The 21,111-nt window shown below is 59.9% G+C and carries 25 protein-coding genes and 1 pseudogene; 15 read left to right on the top strand and 11 right to left on the bottom strand.

What is annotated here, in order from left to right; genetic code table 11:
• Positions 1–44: 44 nt before the first annotated feature.
• The 3 genes from LOY38_RS11195 to LOY38_RS11185 form a co-directional block, all read right to left on the bottom strand.
• Positions 45–863, bottom strand: coding sequence for a helix-turn-helix transcriptional regulator (locus LOY38_RS11195; RefSeq protein WP_258700059.1), 819 nt, complete (start codon positions 861–863; stop codon positions 45–47).
• A 5-nt stretch (positions 864–868) separates the two neighbouring features.
• Entirely contained in the window at positions 869–1,408 is a 540-nt protein-coding gene (locus LOY38_RS11190) for a kinase inhibitor (protein ID WP_258700058.1), read from the bottom strand.
• A 122-nt stretch (positions 1,409–1,530) separates the two neighbouring features.
• Positions 1,531–2,124, bottom strand: coding sequence for an NUDIX domain-containing protein (locus LOY38_RS11185; RefSeq protein WP_258700057.1), 594 nt, complete (start codon positions 2,122–2,124; stop codon positions 1,531–1,533).
• A gap of 129 nt (positions 2,125–2,253) precedes the next feature.
• Here LOY38_RS11185 and LOY38_RS11180 point away from each other — a divergent pair, with 129 nt between their 5' ends.
• Positions 2,254–2,682: a GNAT family N-acetyltransferase gene (locus LOY38_RS11180; protein WP_258700056.1), complete on the top strand. Its 429-nt coding sequence runs from the start codon at positions 2,254–2,256 to the stop codon at positions 2,680–2,682.
• A gap of 36 nt (positions 2,683–2,718) precedes the next feature.
• On the opposite strand, the gene LOY38_RS11175 is transcribed toward LOY38_RS11180, so the two are convergent.
• Positions 2,719–3,069, bottom strand: coding sequence for a hypothetical protein (locus LOY38_RS11175; RefSeq protein ID WP_258700055.1), 351 nt, complete (start codon positions 3,067–3,069; stop codon positions 2,719–2,721).
• Here LOY38_RS11175 and LOY38_RS11170 point away from each other — a divergent pair.
• From LOY38_RS11170 to LOY38_RS11125, 10 genes and pseudogenes are all read left to right on the top strand, one after another.
• Positions 2,993–3,235 carry a hypothetical protein gene (locus tag LOY38_RS11170; RefSeq protein WP_258700834.1) on the top strand — a complete coding sequence of 81 codons (243 nt, stop codon included), beginning with the start codon at positions 2,993–2,995 and terminating at the stop codon, positions 3,233–3,235. The genes LOY38_RS11175 and LOY38_RS11170 overlap by 77 nt on opposite strands.
• Positions 3,232–3,480 (top strand): hypothetical protein, encoded by a 249-nt coding sequence (locus LOY38_RS11165; RefSeq protein WP_258700054.1) that lies wholly within the window; start codon positions 3,232–3,234, stop codon positions 3,478–3,480. The genes LOY38_RS11170 and LOY38_RS11165 overlap by 4 nt, the downstream gene beginning before the upstream one ends.
• 19 nt (positions 3,481–3,499) lie before the next feature.
• Positions 3,500–3,829 (top strand): DUF6388 family protein, encoded by a 330-nt coding sequence (locus LOY38_RS11160; RefSeq protein WP_258700053.1) that lies wholly within the window; start codon positions 3,500–3,502, stop codon positions 3,827–3,829.
• A 22-nt stretch (positions 3,830–3,851) separates the two neighbouring features.
• Positions 3,852–3,965: pseudogene (locus LOY38_RS11155) on the top strand (DUF1275 domain-containing protein); the annotation flags it as partial.
• Positions 3,966–4,187: 222 nt separating this feature from the next.
• Positions 4,188–4,580 carry a sulfurtransferase complex subunit TusD gene (gene tusD / locus LOY38_RS11150; RefSeq protein ID WP_230175509.1) on the top strand — a complete coding sequence of 131 codons (393 nt, stop codon included), beginning with the start codon at positions 4,188–4,190 and terminating at the stop codon, positions 4,578–4,580.
• Between the two features lies 1 nt (position 4,581).
• Entirely contained in the window at positions 4,582–4,944 is a 363-nt protein-coding gene (gene tusC / locus LOY38_RS11145; protein WP_258700052.1) for a sulfurtransferase complex subunit TusC, read from the top strand.
• A complete protein-coding gene (gene tusB / locus LOY38_RS11140) occupies positions 4,944–5,237 on the top strand; it encodes a sulfurtransferase complex subunit TusB (protein WP_258700051.1) in 294 nt (97 codons plus the stop codon). Before tusC ends, tusB begins: the two co-directional genes overlap by 1 nt.
• Positions 5,234–5,569 (top strand): TusE/DsrC/DsvC family sulfur relay protein, encoded by a 336-nt coding sequence (locus LOY38_RS11135; RefSeq protein ID WP_258700050.1) that lies wholly within the window; start codon positions 5,234–5,236, stop codon positions 5,567–5,569. The genes tusB and LOY38_RS11135 overlap by 4 nt, the downstream gene beginning before the upstream one ends.
• Positions 5,566–6,567 (top strand): glycosyl transferase family protein, encoded by a 1,002-nt coding sequence (locus tag LOY38_RS11130; RefSeq protein ID WP_258700049.1) that lies wholly within the window; start codon positions 5,566–5,568, stop codon positions 6,565–6,567. The genes LOY38_RS11135 and LOY38_RS11130 overlap by 4 nt, the downstream gene beginning before the upstream one ends.
• Positions 6,568–6,657: 90 nt before the next feature.
• Positions 6,658–7,662 carry a glutathione S-transferase family protein gene (locus LOY38_RS11125; protein WP_258700048.1) on the top strand — a complete coding sequence of 335 codons (1,005 nt, stop codon included), beginning with the start codon at positions 6,658–6,660 and terminating at the stop codon, positions 7,660–7,662.
• A 116-nt stretch (positions 7,663–7,778) separates the two neighbouring features.
• Here LOY38_RS11125 and cysG read toward each other — a convergent pair whose 3' ends face one another.
• The 6 genes from cysG to LOY38_RS11095 all read right to left on the bottom strand — a co-directional run bounded on the left by cysG (position 7,779) and on the right by LOY38_RS11095 (position 15,432).
• Positions 7,779–9,173, bottom strand: coding sequence for a siroheme synthase CysG (gene cysG / locus LOY38_RS11120; RefSeq protein ID WP_258700047.1), 1,395 nt, complete (start codon positions 9,171–9,173; stop codon positions 7,779–7,781).
• Positions 9,174–10,454, bottom strand: coding sequence for a serine--tRNA ligase (gene serS, locus LOY38_RS11115; RefSeq protein ID WP_258700046.1), 1,281 nt, complete (start codon positions 10,452–10,454; stop codon positions 9,174–9,176).
• 15 nt (positions 10,455–10,469) lie between these two features.
• Complete coding sequence (crcB, locus tag LOY38_RS11110; RefSeq protein ID WP_007941127.1) at positions 10,470–10,844, bottom strand: fluoride efflux transporter CrcB; 375 nt, start codon at positions 10,842–10,844, stop codon at positions 10,470–10,472.
• Positions 10,844–12,166 carry a replication-associated recombination protein A gene (locus tag LOY38_RS11105; protein WP_258700700.1) on the bottom strand — a complete coding sequence of 441 codons (1,323 nt, stop codon included), beginning with the start codon at positions 12,164–12,166 and terminating at the stop codon, positions 10,844–10,846. The genes crcB and LOY38_RS11105 overlap by 1 nt, the downstream gene beginning before the upstream one ends.
• Positions 12,167–12,335: 169 nt before the next feature.
• A complete protein-coding gene (lolA, locus tag LOY38_RS11100) occupies positions 12,336–12,959 on the bottom strand; it encodes an outer membrane lipoprotein chaperone LolA (protein WP_030130937.1) in 624 nt (207 codons plus the stop codon).
• A 67-nt stretch (positions 12,960–13,026) separates the two neighbouring features.
• A complete protein-coding gene (locus LOY38_RS11095) occupies positions 13,027–15,432 on the bottom strand; it encodes a DNA translocase FtsK (protein ID WP_026345733.1) in 2,406 nt (801 codons plus the stop codon).
• A 306-nt stretch (positions 15,433–15,738) separates the two neighbouring features.
• Here LOY38_RS11095 and trxB point away from each other — a divergent pair, with 306 nt between their 5' ends.
• The 4 genes from trxB to infA all read left to right on the top strand — a co-directional run bounded on the left by trxB (position 15,739) and on the right by infA (position 18,562).
• Complete coding sequence (gene trxB / locus LOY38_RS11090; protein ID WP_258700045.1) at positions 15,739–16,698, top strand: thioredoxin-disulfide reductase; 960 nt, start codon at positions 15,739–15,741, stop codon at positions 16,696–16,698.
• 68 nt (positions 16,699–16,766) lie between these two features.
• Entirely contained in the window at positions 16,767–17,447 is a 681-nt protein-coding gene (gene aat, locus LOY38_RS11085; RefSeq protein ID WP_258700044.1) for a leucyl/phenylalanyl-tRNA--protein transferase, read from the top strand.
• Positions 17,448–17,535: 88 nt separating this feature from the next.
• Positions 17,536–18,243 carry an arginyltransferase gene (locus LOY38_RS11080; RefSeq protein ID WP_258700043.1) on the top strand — a complete coding sequence of 236 codons (708 nt, stop codon included), beginning with the start codon at positions 17,536–17,538 and terminating at the stop codon, positions 18,241–18,243.
• Between the two features lie 100 nt (positions 18,244–18,343).
• Entirely contained in the window at positions 18,344–18,562 is a 219-nt protein-coding gene (infA, locus tag LOY38_RS11075; protein WP_002553999.1) for a translation initiation factor IF-1, read from the top strand.
• A 256-nt stretch (positions 18,563–18,818) separates the two neighbouring features.
• On the opposite strand, the gene clpA is transcribed toward infA, so the two are convergent.
• A complete protein-coding gene (gene clpA / locus LOY38_RS11070; protein ID WP_258700042.1) occupies positions 18,819–21,089 on the bottom strand; it encodes an ATP-dependent Clp protease ATP-binding subunit ClpA in 2,271 nt (756 codons plus the stop codon).
• Between the last annotated feature and the right edge of the window lie 22 nt (positions 21,090–21,111).

Below are 21,111 nucleotides of genomic sequence, written 5' to 3'. Positions count from 1 at the left end.
CCCACTGGCCGTTTTCACTCGGATCAAATTAAGTACAGGAATGCCTAAATCGCCGCCCGCAATTCCCGTGGCGACAGGCCATAGTGTGAGCGAAAGCGCACGGCAAAACGTGAGGCCGAGGCGTAGCCGCTGGCACCGGCAATTTCACCGATGGGCCGAGAAGTGGTTTGCAACCATTGCAGCGCCGTCGCCAGTCGAACACTTTCCAGAATAGTCCTGAAACTGCTCCCCTCATTGGCCAGTTGGCGACGCAACGTCGATTCACCCAGGTTCAGGTGTTGTGCGACGCTCGCAACGGTCCAGTCGCTCTCAGGGCTGCCCATCAGCAATTGCTCCACACGTTCGCACAGTGGATCATTGCGCCCCATCAGCAGCGGTCCGGCCTGGCCGTTGAGGCCCAGGCTGAGCAGAACCGCTTCCCCATAGTGGGTGCGTAATGCATCCGGAGCGTTCGCATTGATGGCGGCCAATAACTGATCCCATGCCTGCGTCGTGTGCCTGTCCAGAGGCACACACAGATCTGTGGTCGGGGCACGGTGACCACTCATGATCTGGCGGCCATATCGGCTGCTGAAGTTGCGCAGTGTCGAACCGGGAAAGGTCACGACATCAGCGATATAGTGACCATGAAGGCCGGGGAAGTTCGAGAGGCCAAGCTCGCGCCCGGCCGGCATCAGAATCAGATGTTGCGGCCCTGCGCGCATCTCCCGGTCATCCCATTGCAGCAGCTTTTCCCCCTGTCGCACTCGACACAGGGTGGTTGCGAATATCGGCACCCGTTGCAAGGTGTGAGGCTGCCGCGCCCGTATGACACACGCATCGATAATGTTTTCCCGGTGCTGGATGCCGTCACAAGGGCGCATTGCTCTTAACGTCCGTAAGTTGAAGTGATGGTCGCTTTGGCCAAGGCGTTGGCATTGAGCATGTAGCCCACCAAGGCGCCGCTGGCCTGGTTATCGAGTGGTAGCTTATCGACTTTCAACGCCCATACGGTGAATTGATAGCGATGGGGCTTATCCCCTACAGGAGGGCAAGCGCCGCCAAATCCCGGTTGGCCATAATCGGTTCGCCCTTGTACTGCGCCGGCAGGCAGGTTCGAACCGACTCCGCTTGGCAAACTGCGGGTGGAAGCCGGTAAGTTGACCACGGTCCAATGCCACCAGCCGCTGCCGGTCGGCGCATCAGGATCGTAGACCGTGATCGCGTAACTTTTAGTGCCGGCCGGGGCGTTGGACCAGGACAATTCTGGAGACGTATTACCCCCTTCGCAACCGAAGCCCTGGAACACCTCTCGACTGGTGAGCGGGCGATTTTCAGCAATATCCTGGCTGCTCAGCGAGAAGTCGGCAGCGTGCCCAGTGAGGACAACCCCCATGGACAATGCGGATAGGATAATTCGGATGTTCATCGTGACCTCATCGGTGTCTTGGCATGAAGCACGAGTCTAGAGAGAGCAAAGGCTGATTACTGTGCCGAAATGCTCGACCATTGTGCCTGAACGCTCTCTCGATCCAGGCAATCCCCGCCGGCTCAAACCGGTCCGAAAATATCCTTCATCGCCGCATACTGCAGCAGCATGATGGTCTTGGCATCGCAAATCTCCCCGCGATAGAACGCCGCAAGGGCGTCGTCGAACGTCCACTCCAGCACTTCCAGTTCTTCGGTTTCTGCTTCCAGCCCACCGCCCTCGCTGACTTTCGAAGACGCGTCGTACTCGGCAATAAAGAAATGCAGTTTCTCCGTGACCGACCCGGGGCTCATGTACGCCTCGAACACCTTCTGCACATGGTGGACGCGATAGCCGGTTTCTTCTTCGGCTTCAGCGCGAATGCGCTCTTCAGGCGCAGCGCCTTCCAGCAGGCCCGCCGCTACTTCAATCAGCAAACCATCATGGCCATTGACGAACACCGGCAAGCGAAACTGGCGGGTCAGCACGACGGTTTTCTTCTCGCGGTTGAACAGCAGAATCGCCGCGCCGTTGCCACGGTCATACACCTCACGGGTCTGACGCTGCCAGTCGCCGTTGTTGCGCAGGTAATCGAACGTGATTTTCTTCAGCAGGTACCAGTCGTGGGACAACACCTGGGACTCGACGATGTTGACCCGCTCGGCTGTGTTCGACATGACAATCCATCCCTATTTTCGTCGGAAGGCGTACATGTTAGGCGAAAACAGATTTCTATGGTTTGGAGGGATAGAACAATCGTGGCGACCGGGATAGGCTCCGCATTCACCGCCATAAGGATGTAGCCCATGACCCTGCGAATTGAACTGTCGACAAACGCCACTCAGGAAGAGCGCGAAGCGATCCTTACCCCTTTGCGCGCCTACAACGCCTCAAAGGCTGGGCCCACGGTTTCAGAGCAGATTGCCTTGTTGGTACGCGATGACAACGACGAGATTCTCGGCGGGCTTTATGGCCGGGTGTTTTACCAATGGTTTTTCATTGAGTTGTTGTCAGTGCCGGACCAGGCACGGGGACAAGGCCTGGGCTCGAAGCTGATGCTGATGGCCGAAGACCTGGCGCGGGAGAAGGAGTGCATCGGGATCTGGCTGGACACCTTCGACTTCCAGGCGCCGGAGTTCTACAAAAAACACGGCTACAGCGAGCTAGGGCACATTGCCGATTACCCGCCGGGCCACAAACGCTTCTTTTTTCAGAAGCGTTTGGTGGATTTGTAACCTTCGATTTTCGGGGGTGCCACCAAAAGATCTTGTTTACAAACAGGTAGCCAACGCCGCCAATCGGCGCTTGGCGACAAAATCATCATGCTGCGCGTAGTAGCTCAACGCGGTGCCCGAGGCATCGCTGGTCACGTCCACGAAAGACTCGGCCGAACGGGTGTAGACCGTCGAACCGCCCTTCTTGCCCGGCTGCAAATACGCGCCCGCATCGACGCCGAACACCGCCTCGTCCTGCCAGGCAAACTGCACGCACTGGGCGACGACTTTTTCCGGTTTGTCCGAGGTCAGGGTTCTGTACGGGGTTTTGGTGCGGGCGTCGTTCATCGCCGATCCGGCGCAGCCCGCCAGCAAGGTTGCGGCCAGCGCCACCATCAGAATTCGCATTGCGTTCGCTCATCAGGAAAAAGCGGACTGTATCACCGTGGTGCGGCGTATCGTTCTGCTTTACTTCATTTATAACGCGACACCGCGCATCGATTCGCGCACCCTGTCGCGTTTCTCTCGCCGCATCGCCCGTTTTTCCGGGCCCATTTTTCTGGAAAGGCCATGACACCCAACGCCGAATTCTACAAACCCTCCACCGACTACGCCGACAAACTGATCAGCCAGATCGGTCAGACGCCGGCCTGGATCGCCAAGCGAATTGGCGTCACCGACAAGCGGATTCGTTACATTCTCGACGGTGAAAGAACCGTCAAAGGCGAAACCACACCGATCCAGATGACCTACCCCGAGCAATTTGCTCTCGAGTGTCTGGCCGCGGCTGCCAAGGCAAGCAAAAAGCAGTCTTCGTAATCCCCCTCAAGGAGTGACCATGGCGGCAACCGAACAGCAACACGAGCAGGCACTGAGAAAATTTCTCGATGAGCGGCCTGAGCTGCGCGTCGAACTGGACAACCTGAATCCACTGTTGGCCCAGGCCAAGGGCCAGACAGTAACGCAGTACCGCGACGAGCGCTTGCATGAAGCGTTCGAAGCCGAGGCGGAGCGCCTGGGTTTGTTTGCCTGGGAGCTGACGCTGCAACTGACCGCCGCCACACCTGAGGACTACCAGGCCCAACGCATGGAGGTGCACAAGGAGGTCGCGGAAATGGCCGGCATGGACTGGCTGGAGTATTGCGAGTTATATGGGTTGACCAAGTAACCGTCGCTGCTCAAGGGAGCCGGAACATCATCTGGGGCTCAAGGCGCTGTTTGTCAGCGGGCTGCTGGCCGGGGCGCTGGGGGTGCTGTCGCTGAAGATTCCGCGGCGTTGGCAGTTGGGGTATATGCCGCGCTGAGCGGGTTATCACATTCAGCATTGTGTTGCCTGACACTCCGCTATCGCGAGCAGGCTCGCTCCCACAGGGGTCTGTGGTGGATTTCAATGTTATGTACGACACAAATCCCTTGTGGGAGCGAGCCTGCTCGCGATAGCAGCGACTCGGTCTACGAGTAAACGCCCTTCGCCGCCCCGACGATAAAGCTTTATCATGGCCGCAGTTTTGCTGATCGAGTCCGTCATGAAGTTCGCCATTGCGCTGTTTTCCGCCGCCCATGCACCCTCCTCGCGCCGTGCCTTGCTGTTCGCCCAGGCCGCGCTGGCCGGCGGGCATGAGATTGTCCGGCTGTTTTTCTATCAGGATGGCGTCTACAACGCGTCTGGCAGCGTGGTCACGCCTCAGGATGAGCAGGACTTGCCCAAGCAATGGCGCACCTTTGTCACCGAGCATCAACTCGATGGCGTGATCTGCATCGCCGCCGCCTTGCGCCGTGGGGTGTTGAACGAGGAAGAAGCCCAGCGTTATCAGCGTGAAGCGGTCGCGGTGGGTGCACCGTGGGAATTGTCCGGCCTCGGCCAGTTGCATGACGCGGTGCAGGACGCGGACCGCCTGATCTGTTTCGGAGGCGCGTGAGATGGCTAAATCCTTGCTGATTATCAGTCGTCAGGCGCCGTGGTCCGGGCCGAGCTCGCGGGAAGCGCTGGATATCGTGTTGGCCGGTGGCGCCTTCGATCTGCCGATCGGCCTGCTGTTCCTCGATGACGGCGTGTTCCAGCTCGCCGCGAAACAGGACGCCAAGGCGTTGCAACAGAAAGACCTGAGCGCCAACCTGCAAGCCTTGCCGATGTTTGGTGTCGAAGACCTGTTCGTGTGCGGTGAAAGCGCTGCTGCCCGTGGTCTGGACCCTAAAGGTCTGTCGCTTGAAGAAGCCCAGGTGCTGGCCGCCCGGGAAATCACCGCCCTTATAGACCGTTACGACCAGGTGATCACCCTCTGATGTCGACTTTGCATGTGTTGTCTCATTCCCCTTTCGGCGACGACCGCCTGAGCAGTTGCCTGCGCGTGATTGGCGCCGATGATGCGCTGTTGCTGAGTGGCGACGCGGCCTATGCCTTGCAGCCAGGCACCGCACCGTTCAGCGTGCTGCACGCCCGCAACCTGAAACTGTTCATACTGGCCGAAGATGCTCAGGCGCGGGCTCTGCAAGTCCCGGACTGGGCCAAGGCCATCGATTACCCGGCCTTCGTCGAGTTGTCGATTCACTACGACAAGGTCAACAGTTGGCTATGAAATCCCTGACGGTGGGCACCCGCGCCATTGAACTGGACAAGGACGGTTTCCTGGTCGAACTGAGCGACTGGTCTGCCGAGGTGGCCGCCGCCCTGGCCGCTGCCGAAGACATCGAGTTGAGCCCGGAACACTGGGAGATCCTTGAACTGCTGCGCAGTTTCTACGACGAATTCCAGCTGTCCCCCGCGACTCGCCCGCTGATCAAGTACACCGCATTGAAACTCGGCCCCGACAAGGGCAACAGCCTGCACCTGAACCGACTGTTCAAAGGCACCCCTGCCAAACTCGCCGCGAAACTGGCGGGCCTGCCCAAACCGACGAATTGCTTATGACCGACTCTCCAGCACTGACCCTCGAAACGCCCGCCGAGCACCCGTTCGCCCAGTTCGTGCGGATCCTTGGCAAAGGCAAACGCGGCGCCCGCAACCTGACCCGTGAAGAAGCCCGCGAGGCCATGGGCCTGTTGCTCGACGACAAGGTCGAGGACACCCAGCTCGGCGCGTTCCTGATGCTGTTGCGGCACAAGGAAGAAAGCGCCGAGGAAATGGCGGGGTTCACCGAAGCCTTGCGTGAACGCCTGAATCCACCGGCGCTGGCGGTCGATCTGGACTGGCCGACTTACGCCGGCAAAAAGCGTCACCTGCCATGGTATCTGCTGGCGGCCAAGTGCCTGGCGCAAAACGGCGTGCGCATCTTCATGCACGGCGGCGGCGCGCACACGGCGGGCCGGCTGTACAGCGAACAACTGCTCGAGACGCTGAATATTCCGCTGTGCCGCAACTGGCAGCAGACCGGTGTGGCGCTCGATCAGGGCGGTCTGGCGTTCATGCCATTGGTGGATTGGGCCCCGCAACTTCAGCGGATGATCGACCTGCGCAACACCCTGGGCCTGCGCTCGCCGATCCATTCCCTGGCGCGGATTCTCAACCCGCTGGGCGCCCGTTGCGGCCTGCAAAGCATTTTCCACCCCGGCTATCAGGCCGTGCATCGCGATGCCAGCGGCTTGCTGGGCGACACCGCCATCGTCATCAAGGGCGATGGTGGTGAAATCGAGATCAACCCGGATGCCGACAGTCACCTGTATGGCACCACCGGCGGCGAAAGTTGGGATGAAGAATGGCCGCAGCTGTCGACCCAGCGCCACGTCAAACCGGCGAGCCTGGATCCCGAGCATTTGAAAGCGGTGTGGCGTGGCGACGTGGTCGACAGCTACCCGCAAATGGCGTTGATCTCGACCATGGCCCTGTCCTTGCGCGGCCTCGGCCAGCCCCGCGAGCAAGCCTTCGAAACCGCCCAGCAGTACTGGGATGCCCGGGACAGATCGATTTAACCGATCATAACCGCCCAACCTTTGCGCTTTTTGTTCGAACCTATGCGCATAGACTCCTCTCCAACGCTTATCGGTTGAGGAGTTTTGAACATGGGTTTGTTAGTCGAAGGCCGCTGGCAAGATCAGTGGTATGAAAGCAAGGACGGCACGTTCCAGCGTGAACAGGCACAGCGTCGCCACTGGCTAACCGCCGACGGCAAGCCAGGCCCGACCGGCGTCGGTGGTTTTGCCGCCGAAGCCGGTCGCTACCATCTCTACGTATCCCTCGCCTGCCCGTGGGCTCATCGCACGCTGATCCTGCGCAAACTCAAAGGCCTCGAAAGTCTGATCGACGTGTCGGTGGTCAGTTGGTTGATGCTGGAAAACGGCTGGACCTTCGATAAAAACCTCGGATCAACCGGCGACAAACTCGATCACTTCAATTTCATGCACCAGCGCTATACCGCCGATACCGCCGACTACACCGGCCGCGTCACTGTGCCGGTGCTCTGGGACAAACATCTTGAACGCATCGTTAACAATGAGTCGGCGGAGATCATCCGCATGTTCAACAGCGCTTTTGATGAATTGACCGGCAACGACCTGGATTTCTACCCGGCGCCATTGCGGGCCGAGATCGATGCGCTGAACGAGCGGATTTATCCAGCGGTGAACAACGGCGTCTATCGCGCCGGGTTTGCTACGTCGCAGCAGGCTTATGAAGAGGCGTTCGATGAGTTGTTTGGTGAGCTGGATCGGCTGGAGCAGCTGCTGGGCGCCAATCGTTACCTCACGGGTGAATACCTGACGGAAGCGGATATTCGGTTGTTCACTACGATGATTCGCTTTGATGCGGTGTACTTCGGGCACTTCAAGTGCAACCTGCGGCGAATTGCCGATTATCCGAATCTGTCGAACTGGCTACGGGAGATTTATCAGTGGCCGGGGATAGCCGAAACGGTGAGTTTTGAGCACATCAAGAATCACTACTACGGCAGCCACAAGACCATCAACCCGACCGGGATCGTGCCTAAAGGGCCGGCGCAGGATTTCAGTGCGGCTCATGATCGGGCGCGGTTGAAGGGGAAAGGGGTTTGGCGTAAGGCCGAGCTCTGATCTGAAGCAAGGGTGATTTTGAGGGCCTCATCGCGGGCAAGCCCGCTCCCACAGGTTTTGCATTTGACGCAAATCCTGTGGGAGCGGGCTTGCCCGCGATGGGGGCGACTCGGTATTCAGACCTGCGCCTGAGCCCCTTCAAACCACGCCAGTTTCTCGCGCAGTTGCACCACTTCCCCAACAATCACCAGCGTCGGCGCATGCACTTCATGTTCCGCCACCAGCCGTGGAAGGTCGGCCAGGGTGCCGGTAAACACCCGCTGATTGACCGTGGTGCCCTGCTGGATCAACGCCGCCGGGGTATCGGCCGCGCGACCGTGCTTGATCAACTGCTCGCAGATGATCGGCAAGCCCACCAGCCCCATGTAAAACACCAGGGTTTGCGCCGGCGCGACCAGGTCGGCCCACGGCAAATCGGTGGAACCGTCCTTGAGGTGCCCGGTGACGAACCGCACCGACTGCGCGTAATCGCGGTGAGTCAGCGGAATCCCGGCATACGCCGCGCAACCGCTGGCGGCGGTGATGCCCGGTACGACCTGGAACGGGATGCCATGGGCCGCCAGTTCTTCGATCTCTTCACCGCCACGCCCGAAAATGAACGGATCGCCACCCTTCAACCGCACCACACGCTTGCCGGCCTTGGCCAGATCCACCAGATGCTGGTTGATCTGTTCCTGAGGCACGGCGTGATCGGCGCGGCGCTTGCCGACGTAAACCCGCTCGGCATCGCGACGGCACAAATCCAGAATCGCCGGCGCCACCAGACGGTCATACAACACCACGTCAGCTTGCTGCATCAGGCGCAAGGCACGGAAGGTCAACAGGTCGGGATCACCCGGCCCGGCGCCCACCAGATAAACTTCGCCGGTGGCTACAGGGGCTTCGCCATTGATTTTCGCCAGCATCAAGCGCTCGGCCTCGGCGCCCTGCCCGGCCAGTTGCCGGTCGGCAATCGGGCCCTGGAATACATCCTCCCAGAACGCCCGGCGCTGCTGCACATCCGGGAACAGGCCTTTGACCTGGTTGCGGAAACGCGCCGCCAGACCGGCCAGCTGACCGTAGGTGGAAGGAATCCAGGTTTCCAGCTTGGCGCGAATCAACCGCGCCAGCACCGGTGCATCGCCGCCACTGGACACGGCGATGATCAGCGGCGAACGGTCGACGATCGCCGGGAAGATCACGCTGCACAGGGCCGGCGCGTCTACCACGTTGACCGGCACGCAACGCCGATGAGCATCGACGGAGACTTGCGCGTTCAGCGGCTCGTCGTCGGTGGCGGCGATGATCAGCCCGCAACCGTCCAGATCCGTTTCGGCGTAGCCACGCACCAGGCACTCGCCGCCGCTGCCAACCACTAGCTCGCGCAGTTGCGGTTCGATTTCAGGCGCGACCACTCGCAGCAGCGCACCGGCCTCGGCCAGCAGGCGGGATTTGCGCAAGGCAATCTCCCCTCCACCGACGACCAACACACGACTGCCGCGAAGGTTATGAAACAGCGGCAGATAGTCCATTTAGCCGATGACCTCAAGGCCACCCATGTACGGTTTCAGTACCTCTGGCACACGGATCGAACCGTCGGCCTGCTGGTAGTTTTCCAGCACCGCCACCAGGGTACGACCGACCGCCAGGCCGGAACCGTTGAGGGTGTGAACCAATTCAGGCTTGCCGGTTTCCGGGTTACGGAAACGCGCTTGCATGCGACGGGCCTGGAAATCACCGCAGTTGGAGCACGACGAAATCTCGCGGTATTTGTCCTGGCTCGGAATCCACACTTCCAGGTCGTAGGTCTTGAGCGCGCTGAAGCCCATGTCGCCAGTGCACAGCGCCAGGGTACGGTATGGCAGCTCCAGCAGTTGCAGGACTTTCTCGGCGTTGGCGGTCAGGCCTTCCAGCGCTTGCATCGAGGTCGACGGCTCAACGATCTGGACCATCTCGACCTTGTCGAACTGGTGCTGACGGATCATGCCGCGAGTGTCGCGACCCGATGCACCGGCCTCGCTGCGGAAGCACGGCGTGTGTGCCACGAATTTGATCGGCAGCAGTTTCGAATCGACGATCTCGCCAGCCACGATGTTGGTCAGCGACACTTCAGCGGTCGGGATCAGGTACAGATCGGCTTCGCCTTCGCGGCTGATCTTGAACAGGTCTTCTTCGAACTTAGGCAACTGACCGGTGCCCTGCAACGCAGGGGCCTGCACCAGGTACGGGGTGTAAGCCTCTTCGTAACCGTGTTCGTTGATGTGCAGGTTGATCATGAACTGTGCCAGCGCACGGTGCAGACGCGCAATCGGGCCGCGCAGCAGGGCGAAACGGGCGCCGGACAGCTTGGCGGCGGTTTCGAAGTCCAGCCAGCCGAACTTCTCGCCCAGGGCCACGTGGTCCTGAACCGGGAAGTCGAAAGCCTTCGGCGTGCCCCAACGGCGCACTTCAACGTTGCCTTCTTCGTCATCGCCGACCGGCACCGATTCATGCGGCAGGTTCGGAATGCCCAGCAGGATCGAATCCAGCTCGGTCTGGATCGTGTCCAGCTCGACTTTACCGGCGCTCAACTCGCCCGCCATGCGCTCGACGTCCGCCATCAGCGGCGCGATGTCTTCGCCGCGCTGCTTGGCCTGACCGATGGATTTGGAGCGCGCATTACGTTCAGCCTGCAGAGCTTCGGTGCGGGTTTGGACGGTCTTGCGCTGATCTTCCAGCGCTTCGATGCGCACGACATCCAGAGCAAAGCCACGGGATGCCAGGCGGTCCGCTACGTCCTGAAGGTTGCTACGTAACAGTTTGGAATCGAGCATGTCGGTTTCTCGTTATCAAAGTTTGGTCAAGGACAGGCCAGCCCAGGTGGCGAGCAGCCCGCCGAATACGCTGATGGCCGCATAGCCCAGGGCCAGCGGCACCTGCCCGGTTTCCAGCAGGCGCACCGTATCCAGTGAAAAGGATGAAAAAGTCGTCAGCCCCCCGAGGAAGCCGACGATCAACCCGGCGCGCACCGCAAACGATACCTCCGGGCGAATCAAAAACAGGCCGTATAGAACGCCGATCAGCAAACAGCCCACGATATTAACGGCCAGCGTCGCGGTATAGAAGTGCCGCGGCCAATTCGCGTTGATCCAGTTACCGGTGGCGAAGCGCAACAGCGTACCGGCGACACCGCCGACAGAGACCGCAACAATCAAGGGAATCACTATTTTCTCCGCTGTCGGGGGCTTAAACGGTCAAGTTGCGCGAGGTGGTTGAGCTTTTCGCCGATCTTCAGCTCCAGGCCACGTGGCACGGGCTGATAGAACGGTTGCGGCTCAAGCTCTTCCGGGAAGTAGTCTTCGCCGGCGGCATAGGCGTCCGGTTCATCGTGGGCATAGCGGTATTCGTCGCCATAACCCAATTGCTTCATCAACTTGGTCGGTGCGTTGCGCAGGTGCAGCGGCACTTCCAGCGAACCGTGTTCGGTGGCGCTGCGCATCGCGGCCTTGAAGCCCATGTACACCGCATTGCTTTTCGGCGCACAAGCCAGATACGTAATGGCCTGGGCCACCGCCAATTCACCTTCGGGGCTGCCGAGGCGCTCCTGCACTTCCCACGCCGCCAGGCACAGGCTGAGGGCGCGGGGGTCGGCGTTGCCGATGTCTTCGCTGGCCATGCGCACCACGCGCCGGGCCAGGTACAGCGGATCGCAACCGCCGTCGATCATCCGCGCGAACCAATACAACGCGCCATCGGGGTTGGAACCGCGCACCGATTTATGCAGCGCGGAAATCTGGTCGTAGAAAGCTTCGCCGCCCTTGTCGAAGCGCCGACGGGTATCGCCCAGCAGGCTTTGCAGCAGGTCGACGCCGATTTCGCTGTTGTCTTCGGCCAGGTCCGAGGCGTTTTCCAACAGGTTGAGCAAACGCCGGCCATCGCCATCGGCGGCGGACAGCAGCATCTGGAAGCCTTCGTCGTTGAGGGTCAGTTGCCGCTTGCCCAACCCGCGCTCTTCGGTCAACGCACGATGCACCAGCTTGCGCAGGGCCGCTTCGTCGAGGCTTTTGAGTACATAGACGCGGGCCCGGGACAGGAGCGCGTTATTGAGTTCGAACGAGGGGTTTTCCGTGGTCGCGCCGATGAAAATCAGCGTGCCGTCTTCAACGTACGGCAGGAACGCATCCTGCTGCGACTTGTTGAAGCGGTGCACTTCGTCGACGAACAGGATGGTGCGTTTACCGTACTGCCCGGCCTGCTGCTTGGCGACTTCCACCGCCTGACGAATCTCTTTGACCCCGGCCAGTACCGCCGAAACCGTTTCGAAGTGCGCATCCGAGACTTCCGCCAGCAGCCGCGCCAGGGTGGTTTTACCCACTCCCGGCGGGCCCCAGAAAATCATCGAATGCAGGGCCCCCTGCTCCAGGGCTTCGCGCAAAGGCTTGCCGCGAGCGAGCACGTGTTCCTGACCGACGTACTCGTCCAGATTGGCCGCGCGCAGGCGGGCGGCCAAGGGCTGAGCAATCGGGGCACTGCGAAACAGGTCCATCACGTACGTTTGAAACCTCTTTACTGGATCTGATGCCGATCAGTTAAGGCATTGAACACCGCAGTTCCTGTGGGAGCGGGCTTGCCCGCGATAGCGTCAGGTCAGTCAACATTGATATTGAATGCAATGCCGCCATCGCGGGCAAGCCCGCTCACACAGGTCCTGCGTTTTATTCCTGGATCACGTCCGCACCCTTCGGGATGTCGAACTTGAACTTGGATGCCGGAATCGGCTCGTTGGCCTTTACACCGGTAAACAGGATATTGGTGCGCTGGCCGACACTGTCGATCATCTGCATGTCATTGACCAGACCGTTGCGGAACGACAGGCGCAGGCTGTCGAACAGGGTGTCTTTGGTTTTCGGCTTCAGGGTGAAGTCGATCACGCCACCGGCTTCCTTGGCGCTGATGTCGAAGCTCTGGCTGATCTTGGACACGTCACCGGACAGCAACAGTGCCGGCGTCTGGGTCAGGCGCTGGTCGAGGGTCTTGATAGTGACCTGCTCCAGGTCCGGGTCCCACAGGGAAACTTTCTTGCCGTCGGACACCATCAGTTGCTCCTGCGGCGCATCGGTGTGCCAGTAGAACAGGCCCGGGCGCTGCAAGGACATCTGACCGGCGGTTTCCTGCAACTGGGTGCCGCTGCCATCGAGGGTCAGCTGGGAGAAGCGCGCGGTCAGGGTCTGGGATTTTTCCAGCAGTTGGGTCAGACGCGCCACGTCCTTGTCATCGGCGTGGGCCGAGAGCGTGGTCAAAGCCAGTACCGGCAGCAACAGCATGCGGATAAGACGCATGGGAGTCCTCATAAACATTCGTGGGAGTGCGGGCGGCGCCTCAGACGCCACCCCTTTCAAAACCGGATCAGTCGCGCACCGGGCCAGGGGCCAGGACTTCACGCGAGCCGTTGGTGTTCATGGACGTCACGACCCCGGCCATTTCCATGGCTTCGATCATGCGCGCCGCGCGGTTGTAGCCAATTTTCAGCTTACGCTGAACCGCGGAGATGGACGCGCGCCGGCTTTCCAGGACGAACTGCACCGCTTCATCGTAGAGCGCGTCGGTTTCAGCATCATCTTCACCGCCACCGCCGCCGTTTTCAAAGCCGCTACCGGCCTCTTCGACACCGGCGAGGATGTCATCGTTGTATTCCGGCGCGCCGCGCAGTTTCCAGGCTTCAACCACCCGGTGTACCTCGTCATCGGACACGAACGCGCCGTGAACACGAATCGGCAGGCTGGTGCCGGGCGGCATGTAGAGCATGTCACCGTGGCCCAGCAACTGTTCGGCACCGCCCTGGTCGATGATGGTCCGCGAATCGATCTTGCTCGACACCTGGAACGCCATGCGGGTCGGAATGTTCGCCTTGATCAGACCTGTGATCACGTCCACCGACGGCCGCTGGGTCGCGAGAATCAAGTGGATACCGGCCGCACGGGCCTTCTGGGCGATACGGGCGATCAGCTCTTCAACCTTCTTGCCGACGATCATCATCATGTCGGCGAATTCGTCGACGACCACGACGATGGTCGGCAGCTTTTGCAGCAGCGGTGCTTCGTCGTGGATGCTTTCGCGCTTGTACAGCGGATCGCTCAATGGCTCACCGGCGTCCTGGGCTTCCTTGACCTTGGCGTTGAAGCCCGACAGGTTACGCACGCCCATCTTCGCCATCAGCTTGTAGCGCCGCTCCATTTCGGCGACGCTCCAGCGCAAGGCGTTGGCGGCGTCCTTCATGTCGGTGACCACCGGGCACAGCAGGTGCGGAATGCCTTCGTAGATCGACAGCTCAAGCATTTTCGGGTCGATCATGATCAGCTTGGCGTCTTCCGGGCCAGACTTGAACAGAATCGACAGGATCATCGCGTTCACACCCACCGACTTACCGGAACCGGTCGTACCGGCCACCAGCAAGTGGGGCATTTTCGCCAGGTCGGTGATGACCGGTTTGCCGCCGATATCATGACCCAGGGCCAGGGTGACCGGGGACTTGAAGTTATCGTACTCGGGAGTCGACAAGACCTCGGAGAAGCGCACGATCTGCCGGTCTTCGTTAGGGATCTCGATACCCACCGTGGTTTTGCCCGGAATCACTTCCACGACGCGCACACTGGTCACGGCAAGGGAACGGGCCAGGTCTTTCGCCAGGTTGGAGATGCGGCTGACTTTGACGCCGGCTGCTGGCTGGATTTCGTAACGGGTAATGACCGGGCCCGGGTGAATCGAATCCACCGAGACTTCGACGCCGAATTCCTTGAGCTTGATTTCCAGCAAGTGGCCGACGGCCGCCAGGGATTCGGGCGAATAATTGAGTTGTTTCTTTTCCGCCGGGTCGAGAATCGAGATCGGCGGCAAGGTGCCTTCCACGGCGCTGTCGACGAACAACGGCGCCTGTTTCTCTTTTTCCACGCGTTTGCTCGGAGCAGCCGGTTTGGGCGGCGCGGGAGCAATCACCGGCGGCACCTGCTTTTCGCGCTCGGACATGTGCTTGCTCAGGGCCTGCTCGCGTTCGATCAGGCGTTCCTTGACCTTGGCTTGCTCACGCTTATCGGTAACTGTCGGCGCCACCACGTCATGCACGCGATCGTCGACTTCACGCAATTGGGCGACCAGTTGCTTGCGTTCGGTACGGGCTGCCCACCAGCGATTGGCCGCGCCCTGAAACAGTTCGAACAGATCGAGGGTGATCTTGCCGGTGACGTCCATCACCTTGAACCACGACAGGTCAGTGAACACCGTCAGGCCGAACAGGAACAGTGCAATAAACAACAACGTGCTGCCCTGGATGTTCAGCGCATTTTTCGCCAGATCGCCGAGGCTTTCACCCAAGGCGCCGCCCGCGCCGGCCGGCAGACCGGTCGCCGCATGGAAGTGGATGTGGGCCAGCGCCGCGCCCGACAGCACCAGAAATACCAGGCCGATCAGGCGCCAGGAGAACAGCCAGCCGCTCCACTGCCACGGCTCGTGGCGCTGGCGGAAAATCTGATAAGCCTTGATCGCCAGCAACAGCGGGAAAATGTAGGCGAAGTAACCCAGGACCATGAACAGGATGTCGGCGCTGTAAGAGCCCGCAGGCCCGCCGAAGTTCTGCACATCGTCGATCTTGCTGTTATGACTCCAGCCCGGATCGTCCTTGCCATAGGTCAACAAGGCCATCATCAGGAACAGGCACAAGGCACCGATGGCGATCAATGCACCTTCCTTGAGCCGGTAGTGCAATTGCTGGCGCCAGAGCGGAACGACTGTTTTAGGTGCTGCGGTGGATTTCTTCAAAACGCTTCTTTTCCTGCGCCCATGGCGCGTCCATCTGTTGAATGACTATAAAAACTGCCCAATCCAGGCAGGTAAAAAAGTTAACAGCCCCAACCGGGACTACTTTTAACACTGTGCCCCGGTTTTTCGAAATACGGCACGCACCGCTTTTTTGATACAAACACTGTTACAAGCAGGCATTGTACGGGTTTGTTCGCCCAATGCCATGCTTGACCCCCTTGGCTCCGGCATAGCCAAGAGCACAGTACGCGCAGTCCAATTTGAGCATGCATTCTCTTTTGTGACAAAGGCTTATGAGGTGTTTTTATGAGTGAAGCGCAGCATTCCCGCCTGATCATTCTAGGTTCCGGCCCTGCCGGTTACAGCGCAGCCGTTTATGCCGCTCGCGCCAATCTCAAACCCGTTGTCATTACCGGCATACAGGCAGGTGGCCAGCTGACCACCACCGTCGAAGTCGATAACTGGCCCGGCGACGTCGAAGGCCTGACCGGCCCGGTACTGATGGAGCGCATGCAGAAACACGCCGAACGCTTCGACACAGAGATCGTTTACGACCACATCCATACGGCCAAGTTGCAACAGCGCCCGTTCGAACTCATCGGCGACAGCGGCACCTACACCTGTGATGCACTGATAATTGCCACCGGCGCTTCGGCGCAATACCTGGGGCTGCCATCGGAAGAAGCCTTTGCCGGCAAAGGGGTTTCGGCCTGCGCCACCTGCGATGGCTTCTTCTACCGCAACCAGGTGGTCGCGGTGGTCGGCGGCGGCAACACCGCGGTGGAAGAAGCGCTGTACCTGTCGAACATCGCCAAGGAGGTTCATCTGATTCACCGTCGTGACAAACTGCGCTCGGAGAAGATCCTCCAGGACAAGCTCTTCGAAAAATCCGTCAACGGCAATATCCGCCTGCACTGGAACCAGAATCTGGATGAAGTGCTGGGAGATGCCAGCGGCGTGACCGGCGCCCGCCTGCGTCACAGCCATACTGACGAAACCAGTGAACTGTCGCTGGCCGGCGTGTTCATTGCCATCGGCCACAAGCCCAACACCGACCTGTTCCAGGGCCAGCTGCAGATGCGCAACGGCTACCTGCTGGTCAAGGGCGGCAGTGAAGGCGACGCCACTGCCACCGACATCGAAGGCGTGTTCGCCGCCGGCGACGTGGCCGACCACGTTTACCGCCAGGCCGTGACGTCCGCCGGAGCCGGCTGCATGGCCGCGCTGGACGCCGAGAAGTATCTCGATGACATACCCACCGTCTGACGGTTAACCTCCTTCAAGGCGGGCTCACCGGCCCGCCACCGCCCTCCCCTTCTGCAAGCCCGGATGCCATGCTGACTTGGTTACAACGCAACACCCTGACCTTCCCGCCGCTGGAAAAAGCCATGCGCGACCCCAACGGGTTGCTGGCCGCGGGCGGCGATCTGTCCGCCGACCGCCTGATTCAGGCCTATCGCCACGGCTGCTTTCCGTGGTTTTCGGAGGGTCAGCCGATTCTCTGGTGGTCGCCGGATCCGCGCACGGTACTGTTTCCCGACGAACTGCATGTCTCTCGCAGCCTGAATAAATTGCTGCGCCAACAACGCTATCAAGTGACCTTCGATCGGGATTTTGCCTCGGTCATCCGCGCCTGCGCCGAGCCGCGCGAGTACGCCGACGGCACCTGGATCACCCAAGCGATGCAGAACGCCTACGTGGAACTGCACAAGCGCGGTTACGCCCATTCAGTGGAGGTCTGGGACGATGGCGTGCTGGTCGGCGGGCTCTACGGCCTGGCCATGGGGCAACTGTTTTTCGGTGAGTCGATGTTCAGTCGCGCCGACAACGCCTCCAAATATGGCTTTGCCACACTGGTGCGACATCTGAAAGACTCAGGCTTTGTGCTGATCGATTGCCAGATGCCCACCGACCATCTGCACAGCCTGGGCGCCCGAGCGATTCCCCGCAGCGAGTTTGCCGGCTACCTTGCGCGGCACCTGGATCAACCCGGTCACGCCACCTGGGTTTGCTGAGCGACTTTTGCGCGCGTGGCTTACACTTAATGCGGGGGAAACGAATTGAGAACGCCCCCTAACCAAAAGCTTATCCCGAGGGTTGATCATGACCGAGTTGGCGCGCTTGAAGTTCTATGCCACTCAGCCTCACTCTTGCAGTTATCTGCCCGAGGAGCAGGCCACGACGCTGTTCCTCGACCCTAGTCAGCCCATGGATGTGCATGTCTATGCAGATCTGTCGGAAATGGGTTTTCGTCGCAGTGGCGATCATCTCTATCGACCCCATTGCCAGCACTGCAATGCGTGCGTACCGGCGCGCATCCCTGTGGCGCAATTCATCCCCAACCGTCAGCAAAAACGCATTCTCAAACGCAATGCCGACTTGCAGGTGCGTCCGGCCAGGCCAAAATTCAGCGAAGAGTACTTCGACCTCTATCAGCGCTACATCGAACAACGTCATGCCGATGGCGACATGTATCCGCCGAGCCGCGACCAGTTTTCAACCTTCCTGGTGCGTGACCTGCCGTTCTCCCGCTTCTACGAATTTCGTCTCGAAGGCCGACTGCTGGCAGTGGCTGTCACCGATTTGCTGCCCAATGGCCTGTCGGCGGTCTACACCTTCTACGAACCCTGCGAAGAACGCCGCAGCCTGGGGCGTTACGCGATCCTCTGGCAGATCGCCGAAGCCCGGCGCCTGGGGCTGGAAGCGGTCTACCTCGGCTACTGGATCAAAAACTGCAAAAAAATGAGCTACAAGACCCAATATCGCCCAATCGAACTGCTGATTAATCAACGTTGGGTCATCCTGAGCTAGAACCCCTTGGCTTAAACCCCATTTTTCGGGCACAATGCACGCCGCTTTTGCCTGGCGCAGTTGCACCGGGCCATTCATTGGACACCGAGGGCTTTACTGCATGTCGAAAGAAGACAGCTTCGAAATGGAAGGCACTGTCGTCGACACCCTGCCCAACACCATGTTTCGTGTGGAGTTGGAAAATGGGCACGTCGTAACCGCGCATATCTCCGGCAAGATGCGCAAGAACTACATTCGTATTCTTACCGGCGACAAAGTGCGCGTCGAGCTGACGCCCTATGACTTGAGCAAAGGGCGCATCACCTACCGCGCTCGCTAATCAAGTCAATACAAAACGCCCGGCTATGCCGGGCGTTTTTGTTTGCGCGTGAATTAGCTGCCACATTTCGAGCCGCTGCACCGATCCTGTGGGAGCGGGCTTGCCCGCGATAGCGGTGGATCTGCTTGCCTGGATACTGAATGTGCCGCCGCCTTCGCGGGCAAGCCCGCTCCCACAAGGTTTGGTGTTTATCGCTTGAAATCGACCAGACAGCAAAAGGCGCCTCTCGGCGCCTTTTGCTTTGTTGCGGTTAACGTCAGGCCATTTCAGCCGTGGTCTCGAACTCGAAGGTCAGCTCGCCGTCCTTGATGTCGATGTGTACTACACCGCCATGGTCGGCCAGTTCGCCAAAGAGGATCTCTTCCGCCAGCGGACGCTTGATTTTGTCCTGGATCAAACGCGCCATTGGTCGAGCACCCATCGCCGTATCGTAGCCACCCGCAGCCAGCCAACTACGCGCCGCATCGGTCACTTCCAGCTGCACACGCTTGTCTTCCAGTTGCGCCTGCAGTTCGGTAAGGAACTTGTCCACCACGCTTTTGATGACCTCATGACTGAGGCGACCAAACTGGATAATGGTGTCCAGACGGTTACGGAACTCCGGCGTGAAGCTCTTCTTGATCACTTCCATCGCATCGGACGAGTGATCCTGATAGGTGAAACCGATCGAAGCACGCGCTGCCGTCTCGGCACCGGCGTTGGTCGTCATGATGACGATCACGTTACGGAAGTCCGCCTTGCGCCCGTTGTTATCGGTTAGCGTACCGTGGTCCATGACCTGCAACAGCAGGTTGAAGACTTCCGGGTGCGCCTTCTCGATTTCATCGAGCAACAGCACGCAGTGAGGCTGCTTGGTGATGGCCTCGGTCAGCAGACCGCCCTGATCGAACCCGACATAGCCTGGAGGCGCACCGATCAGACGCGATACGGTGTGGCGCTCCATGTACTCGGACATGTCGAAGCGAACCAGTTCGACTCCCAACGCCTTGGCCAGTTGCCGCGCAGCCTCGGTTTTACCGACACCGGTCGGCCCTGCGAACAGGAACGAACCGACGGGCTTGTCAGGTGACTTGAGGCCGGCACGGGACAGTTTGATCGCGGTCGACAGCGAGTCGATCGCGGCATCCTGGCCAAATACCGTGAGTTTCAGGTCACGCTCAAGGTTACGCAGCAGTTCTTTGTCGGAACTGGTGACGTGTTTTGGCGGAATTCGCGCGATCTTCGCGACGATGTCCTCGACCTGAGGCACTTCGATGCGTTTCACGCGCTTCTCGATCGGTTGCAGACGCTGATAGGCGCCCGCCTCGTCGATGACGTCGATGGCCTTGTCCGGCATGTGCCGGTCATTGATGTAACGCGAGGCCAGTTCAGCAGCGGCGCGCAGGGCTTCATCGCTGTATTCGATGTTGTGGTGCGCTTCGAAACGCCCTTTCAGGCCGCGCAGGATGCCAATGGTGTCTTCCACCGAAGGTTCCGACACATCGACCTTCTGGAAGCGCCGGGCCAGAGCACGGTCCTTCTCGAAGATTCCGCGGAACTCCTGGAACGTGGTCGAACCGATGCAGCGAATATCGCCGGACGACAGCAATGGCTTGAGCAGGTTCGAGGCATCCATGACGCCACCCGACGCAGCGCCCGCACCGATGATGGTGTGGATCTCGTCGATGAACAGGATCGCCTGCGGACGCTTTTTCAGCTCATTGAGCAGCGCCTTGAAGCGCTTCTCGAAATCGCCGCGGTATTTGGTCCCGGCCAGCAAGGCCCCCAGATCGAGGGAATACACCACGCTGTTGGCCAGCAGGTCCGGCACCTGGTTGTCGACAATGCGTTTGGCCAGGCCTTCGGCAATCGCGGTTTTACCCACGCCCGCCTCGCCCACCAGCAGCGGATTGTTTTTGCGACGACGCGCCAGGATCTGCGCGACGCGCTCGACTTCCAGCTCACGGCCTACCAACGGATCGATACGACCCTGGCGCGCGAGTTCGTTGAGGTTGCTGGCATAAGCATCCAGAGGATTGCCTGAGGAAGAAGACTCACCGCCCTCGTCGTCCTGCATATCTTGTTCACCTTCAGAGTGATCGCCATGCCCCGGCACTTTGGAAATGCCATGGGCGATGTAGTTGACGACATCGATGCGCGCAACGCTCTGCTGTTTCAGCAGAAACACTGCCTGACTCTCTTGCTCACTGAAGATCGCGACCAGCACGTTGGCGCCAGTCACTTCGCGTTTGCCCGAGCTCTGTACATGGAAGACAGCACGTTGCAGTACACGCTGAAAGCCCAGGGTTGGCTGGGTTTCACGATCCTCGTCATGAAGAGGGATCAATGGCGTGGTGGAGTCGATGAACTCCTGCAGATCATGCTTGAGTTTGTCGAGGTTTGCGCCGCAGGCACGCAAAACGGTGGCGGCAGCCTCATTGTCCAATAGGGCCAGCAGCAGGTGTTCGACGGTCATGAATTCATGACGCTTCGAACGAGCCTCCTTGAAGGCTAGATTGAGGGTGACTTCGAGCTCGCGGTTTAACATAGCTTCACCTCATACCCAAGTG

Source organism: Pseudomonas sp. B21-015 (assembly GCF_024749285.1).
GTDB lineage: Bacteria > Pseudomonadota > Gammaproteobacteria > Pseudomonadales > Pseudomonadaceae > Aquipseudomonas.
This window is presented reverse-complemented; position numbering and strand designations above follow the sequence as displayed.

What these genes read in the sequence shown, in the direction of transcription:
- aat (WP_258700044.1), top strand. Translation starts at nt 16,767, where the DNA reads ATGCTGACTTGGTTACAACGCAACACCCTGACCTTCCCGCCGCTGGAA.
- serS (WP_258700046.1), bottom strand. Translation starts at nt 10,454, where the DNA reads ATGCTCGATTCCAAACTGTTACGTAGCAACCTTCAGGACGTAGCGGAC.
- tusD (WP_230175509.1), top strand. Translation starts at nt 4,188, where the DNA reads ATGAAGTTCGCCATTGCGCTGTTTTCCGCCGCCCATGCACCCTCCTCG.
- LOY38_RS11135 (WP_258700050.1), top strand. Translation starts at nt 5,234, where the DNA reads ATGAAATCCCTGACGGTGGGCACCCGCGCCATTGAACTGGACAAGGAC.
- cysG (WP_258700047.1), bottom strand. Translation starts at nt 9,173, where the DNA reads ATGGACTATCTGCCGCTGTTTCATAACCTTCGCGGCAGTCGTGTGTTG.
- LOY38_RS11165 (WP_258700054.1), top strand. Translation starts at nt 3,232, where the DNA reads ATGACACCCAACGCCGAATTCTACAAACCCTCCACCGACTACGCCGAC.
- clpA (WP_258700042.1), bottom strand. Translation starts at nt 21,089, where the DNA reads ATGTTAAACCGCGAGCTCGAAGTCACCCTCAATCTAGCCTTCAAGGAG.
- LOY38_RS11080 (WP_258700043.1), top strand. Translation starts at nt 17,536, where the DNA reads ATGACCGAGTTGGCGCGCTTGAAGTTCTATGCCACTCAGCCTCACTCT.
- trxB (WP_258700045.1), top strand. Translation starts at nt 15,739, where the DNA reads ATGAGTGAAGCGCAGCATTCCCGCCTGATCATTCTAGGTTCCGGCCCT.
- LOY38_RS11130 (WP_258700049.1), top strand. Translation starts at nt 5,566, where the DNA reads ATGACCGACTCTCCAGCACTGACCCTCGAAACGCCCGCCGAGCACCCG.
- LOY38_RS11160 (WP_258700053.1), top strand. Translation starts at nt 3,500, where the DNA reads ATGGCGGCAACCGAACAGCAACACGAGCAGGCACTGAGAAAATTTCTC.
- tusC (WP_258700052.1), top strand. Translation starts at nt 4,582, where the DNA reads ATGGCTAAATCCTTGCTGATTATCAGTCGTCAGGCGCCGTGGTCCGGG.
- LOY38_RS11180 (WP_258700056.1), top strand. Translation starts at nt 2,254, where the DNA reads ATGACCCTGCGAATTGAACTGTCGACAAACGCCACTCAGGAAGAGCGC.
- LOY38_RS11105 (WP_258700700.1), bottom strand. Translation starts at nt 12,166, where the DNA reads ATGGACCTGTTTCGCAGTGCCCCGATTGCTCAGCCCTTGGCCGCCCGC.
- tusB (WP_258700051.1), top strand. Translation starts at nt 4,944, where the DNA reads ATGTCGACTTTGCATGTGTTGTCTCATTCCCCTTTCGGCGACGACCGC.
- LOY38_RS11185 (WP_258700057.1), bottom strand. Translation starts at nt 2,124, where the DNA reads ATGTCGAACACAGCCGAGCGGGTCAACATCGTCGAGTCCCAGGTGTTG.
- infA (WP_002553999.1), top strand. Translation starts at nt 18,344, where the DNA reads ATGTCGAAAGAAGACAGCTTCGAAATGGAAGGCACTGTCGTCGACACC.
- LOY38_RS11175 (WP_258700055.1), bottom strand. Translation starts at nt 3,069, where the DNA reads ATGCGAATTCTGATGGTGGCGCTGGCCGCAACCTTGCTGGCGGGCTGC.
- LOY38_RS11190 (WP_258700058.1), bottom strand. Translation starts at nt 1,408, where the DNA reads ATGAACATCCGAATTATCCTATCCGCATTGTCCATGGGGGTTGTCCTC.
- lolA (WP_030130937.1), bottom strand. Translation starts at nt 12,959, where the DNA reads ATGCGTCTTATCCGCATGCTGTTGCTGCCGGTACTGGCTTTGACCACG.
- LOY38_RS11195 (WP_258700059.1), bottom strand. Translation starts at nt 863, where the DNA reads ATGCGCCCTTGTGACGGCATCCAGCACCGGGAAAACATTATCGATGCG.
- LOY38_RS11125 (WP_258700048.1), top strand. Translation starts at nt 6,658, where the DNA reads ATGGGTTTGTTAGTCGAAGGCCGCTGGCAAGATCAGTGGTATGAAAGC.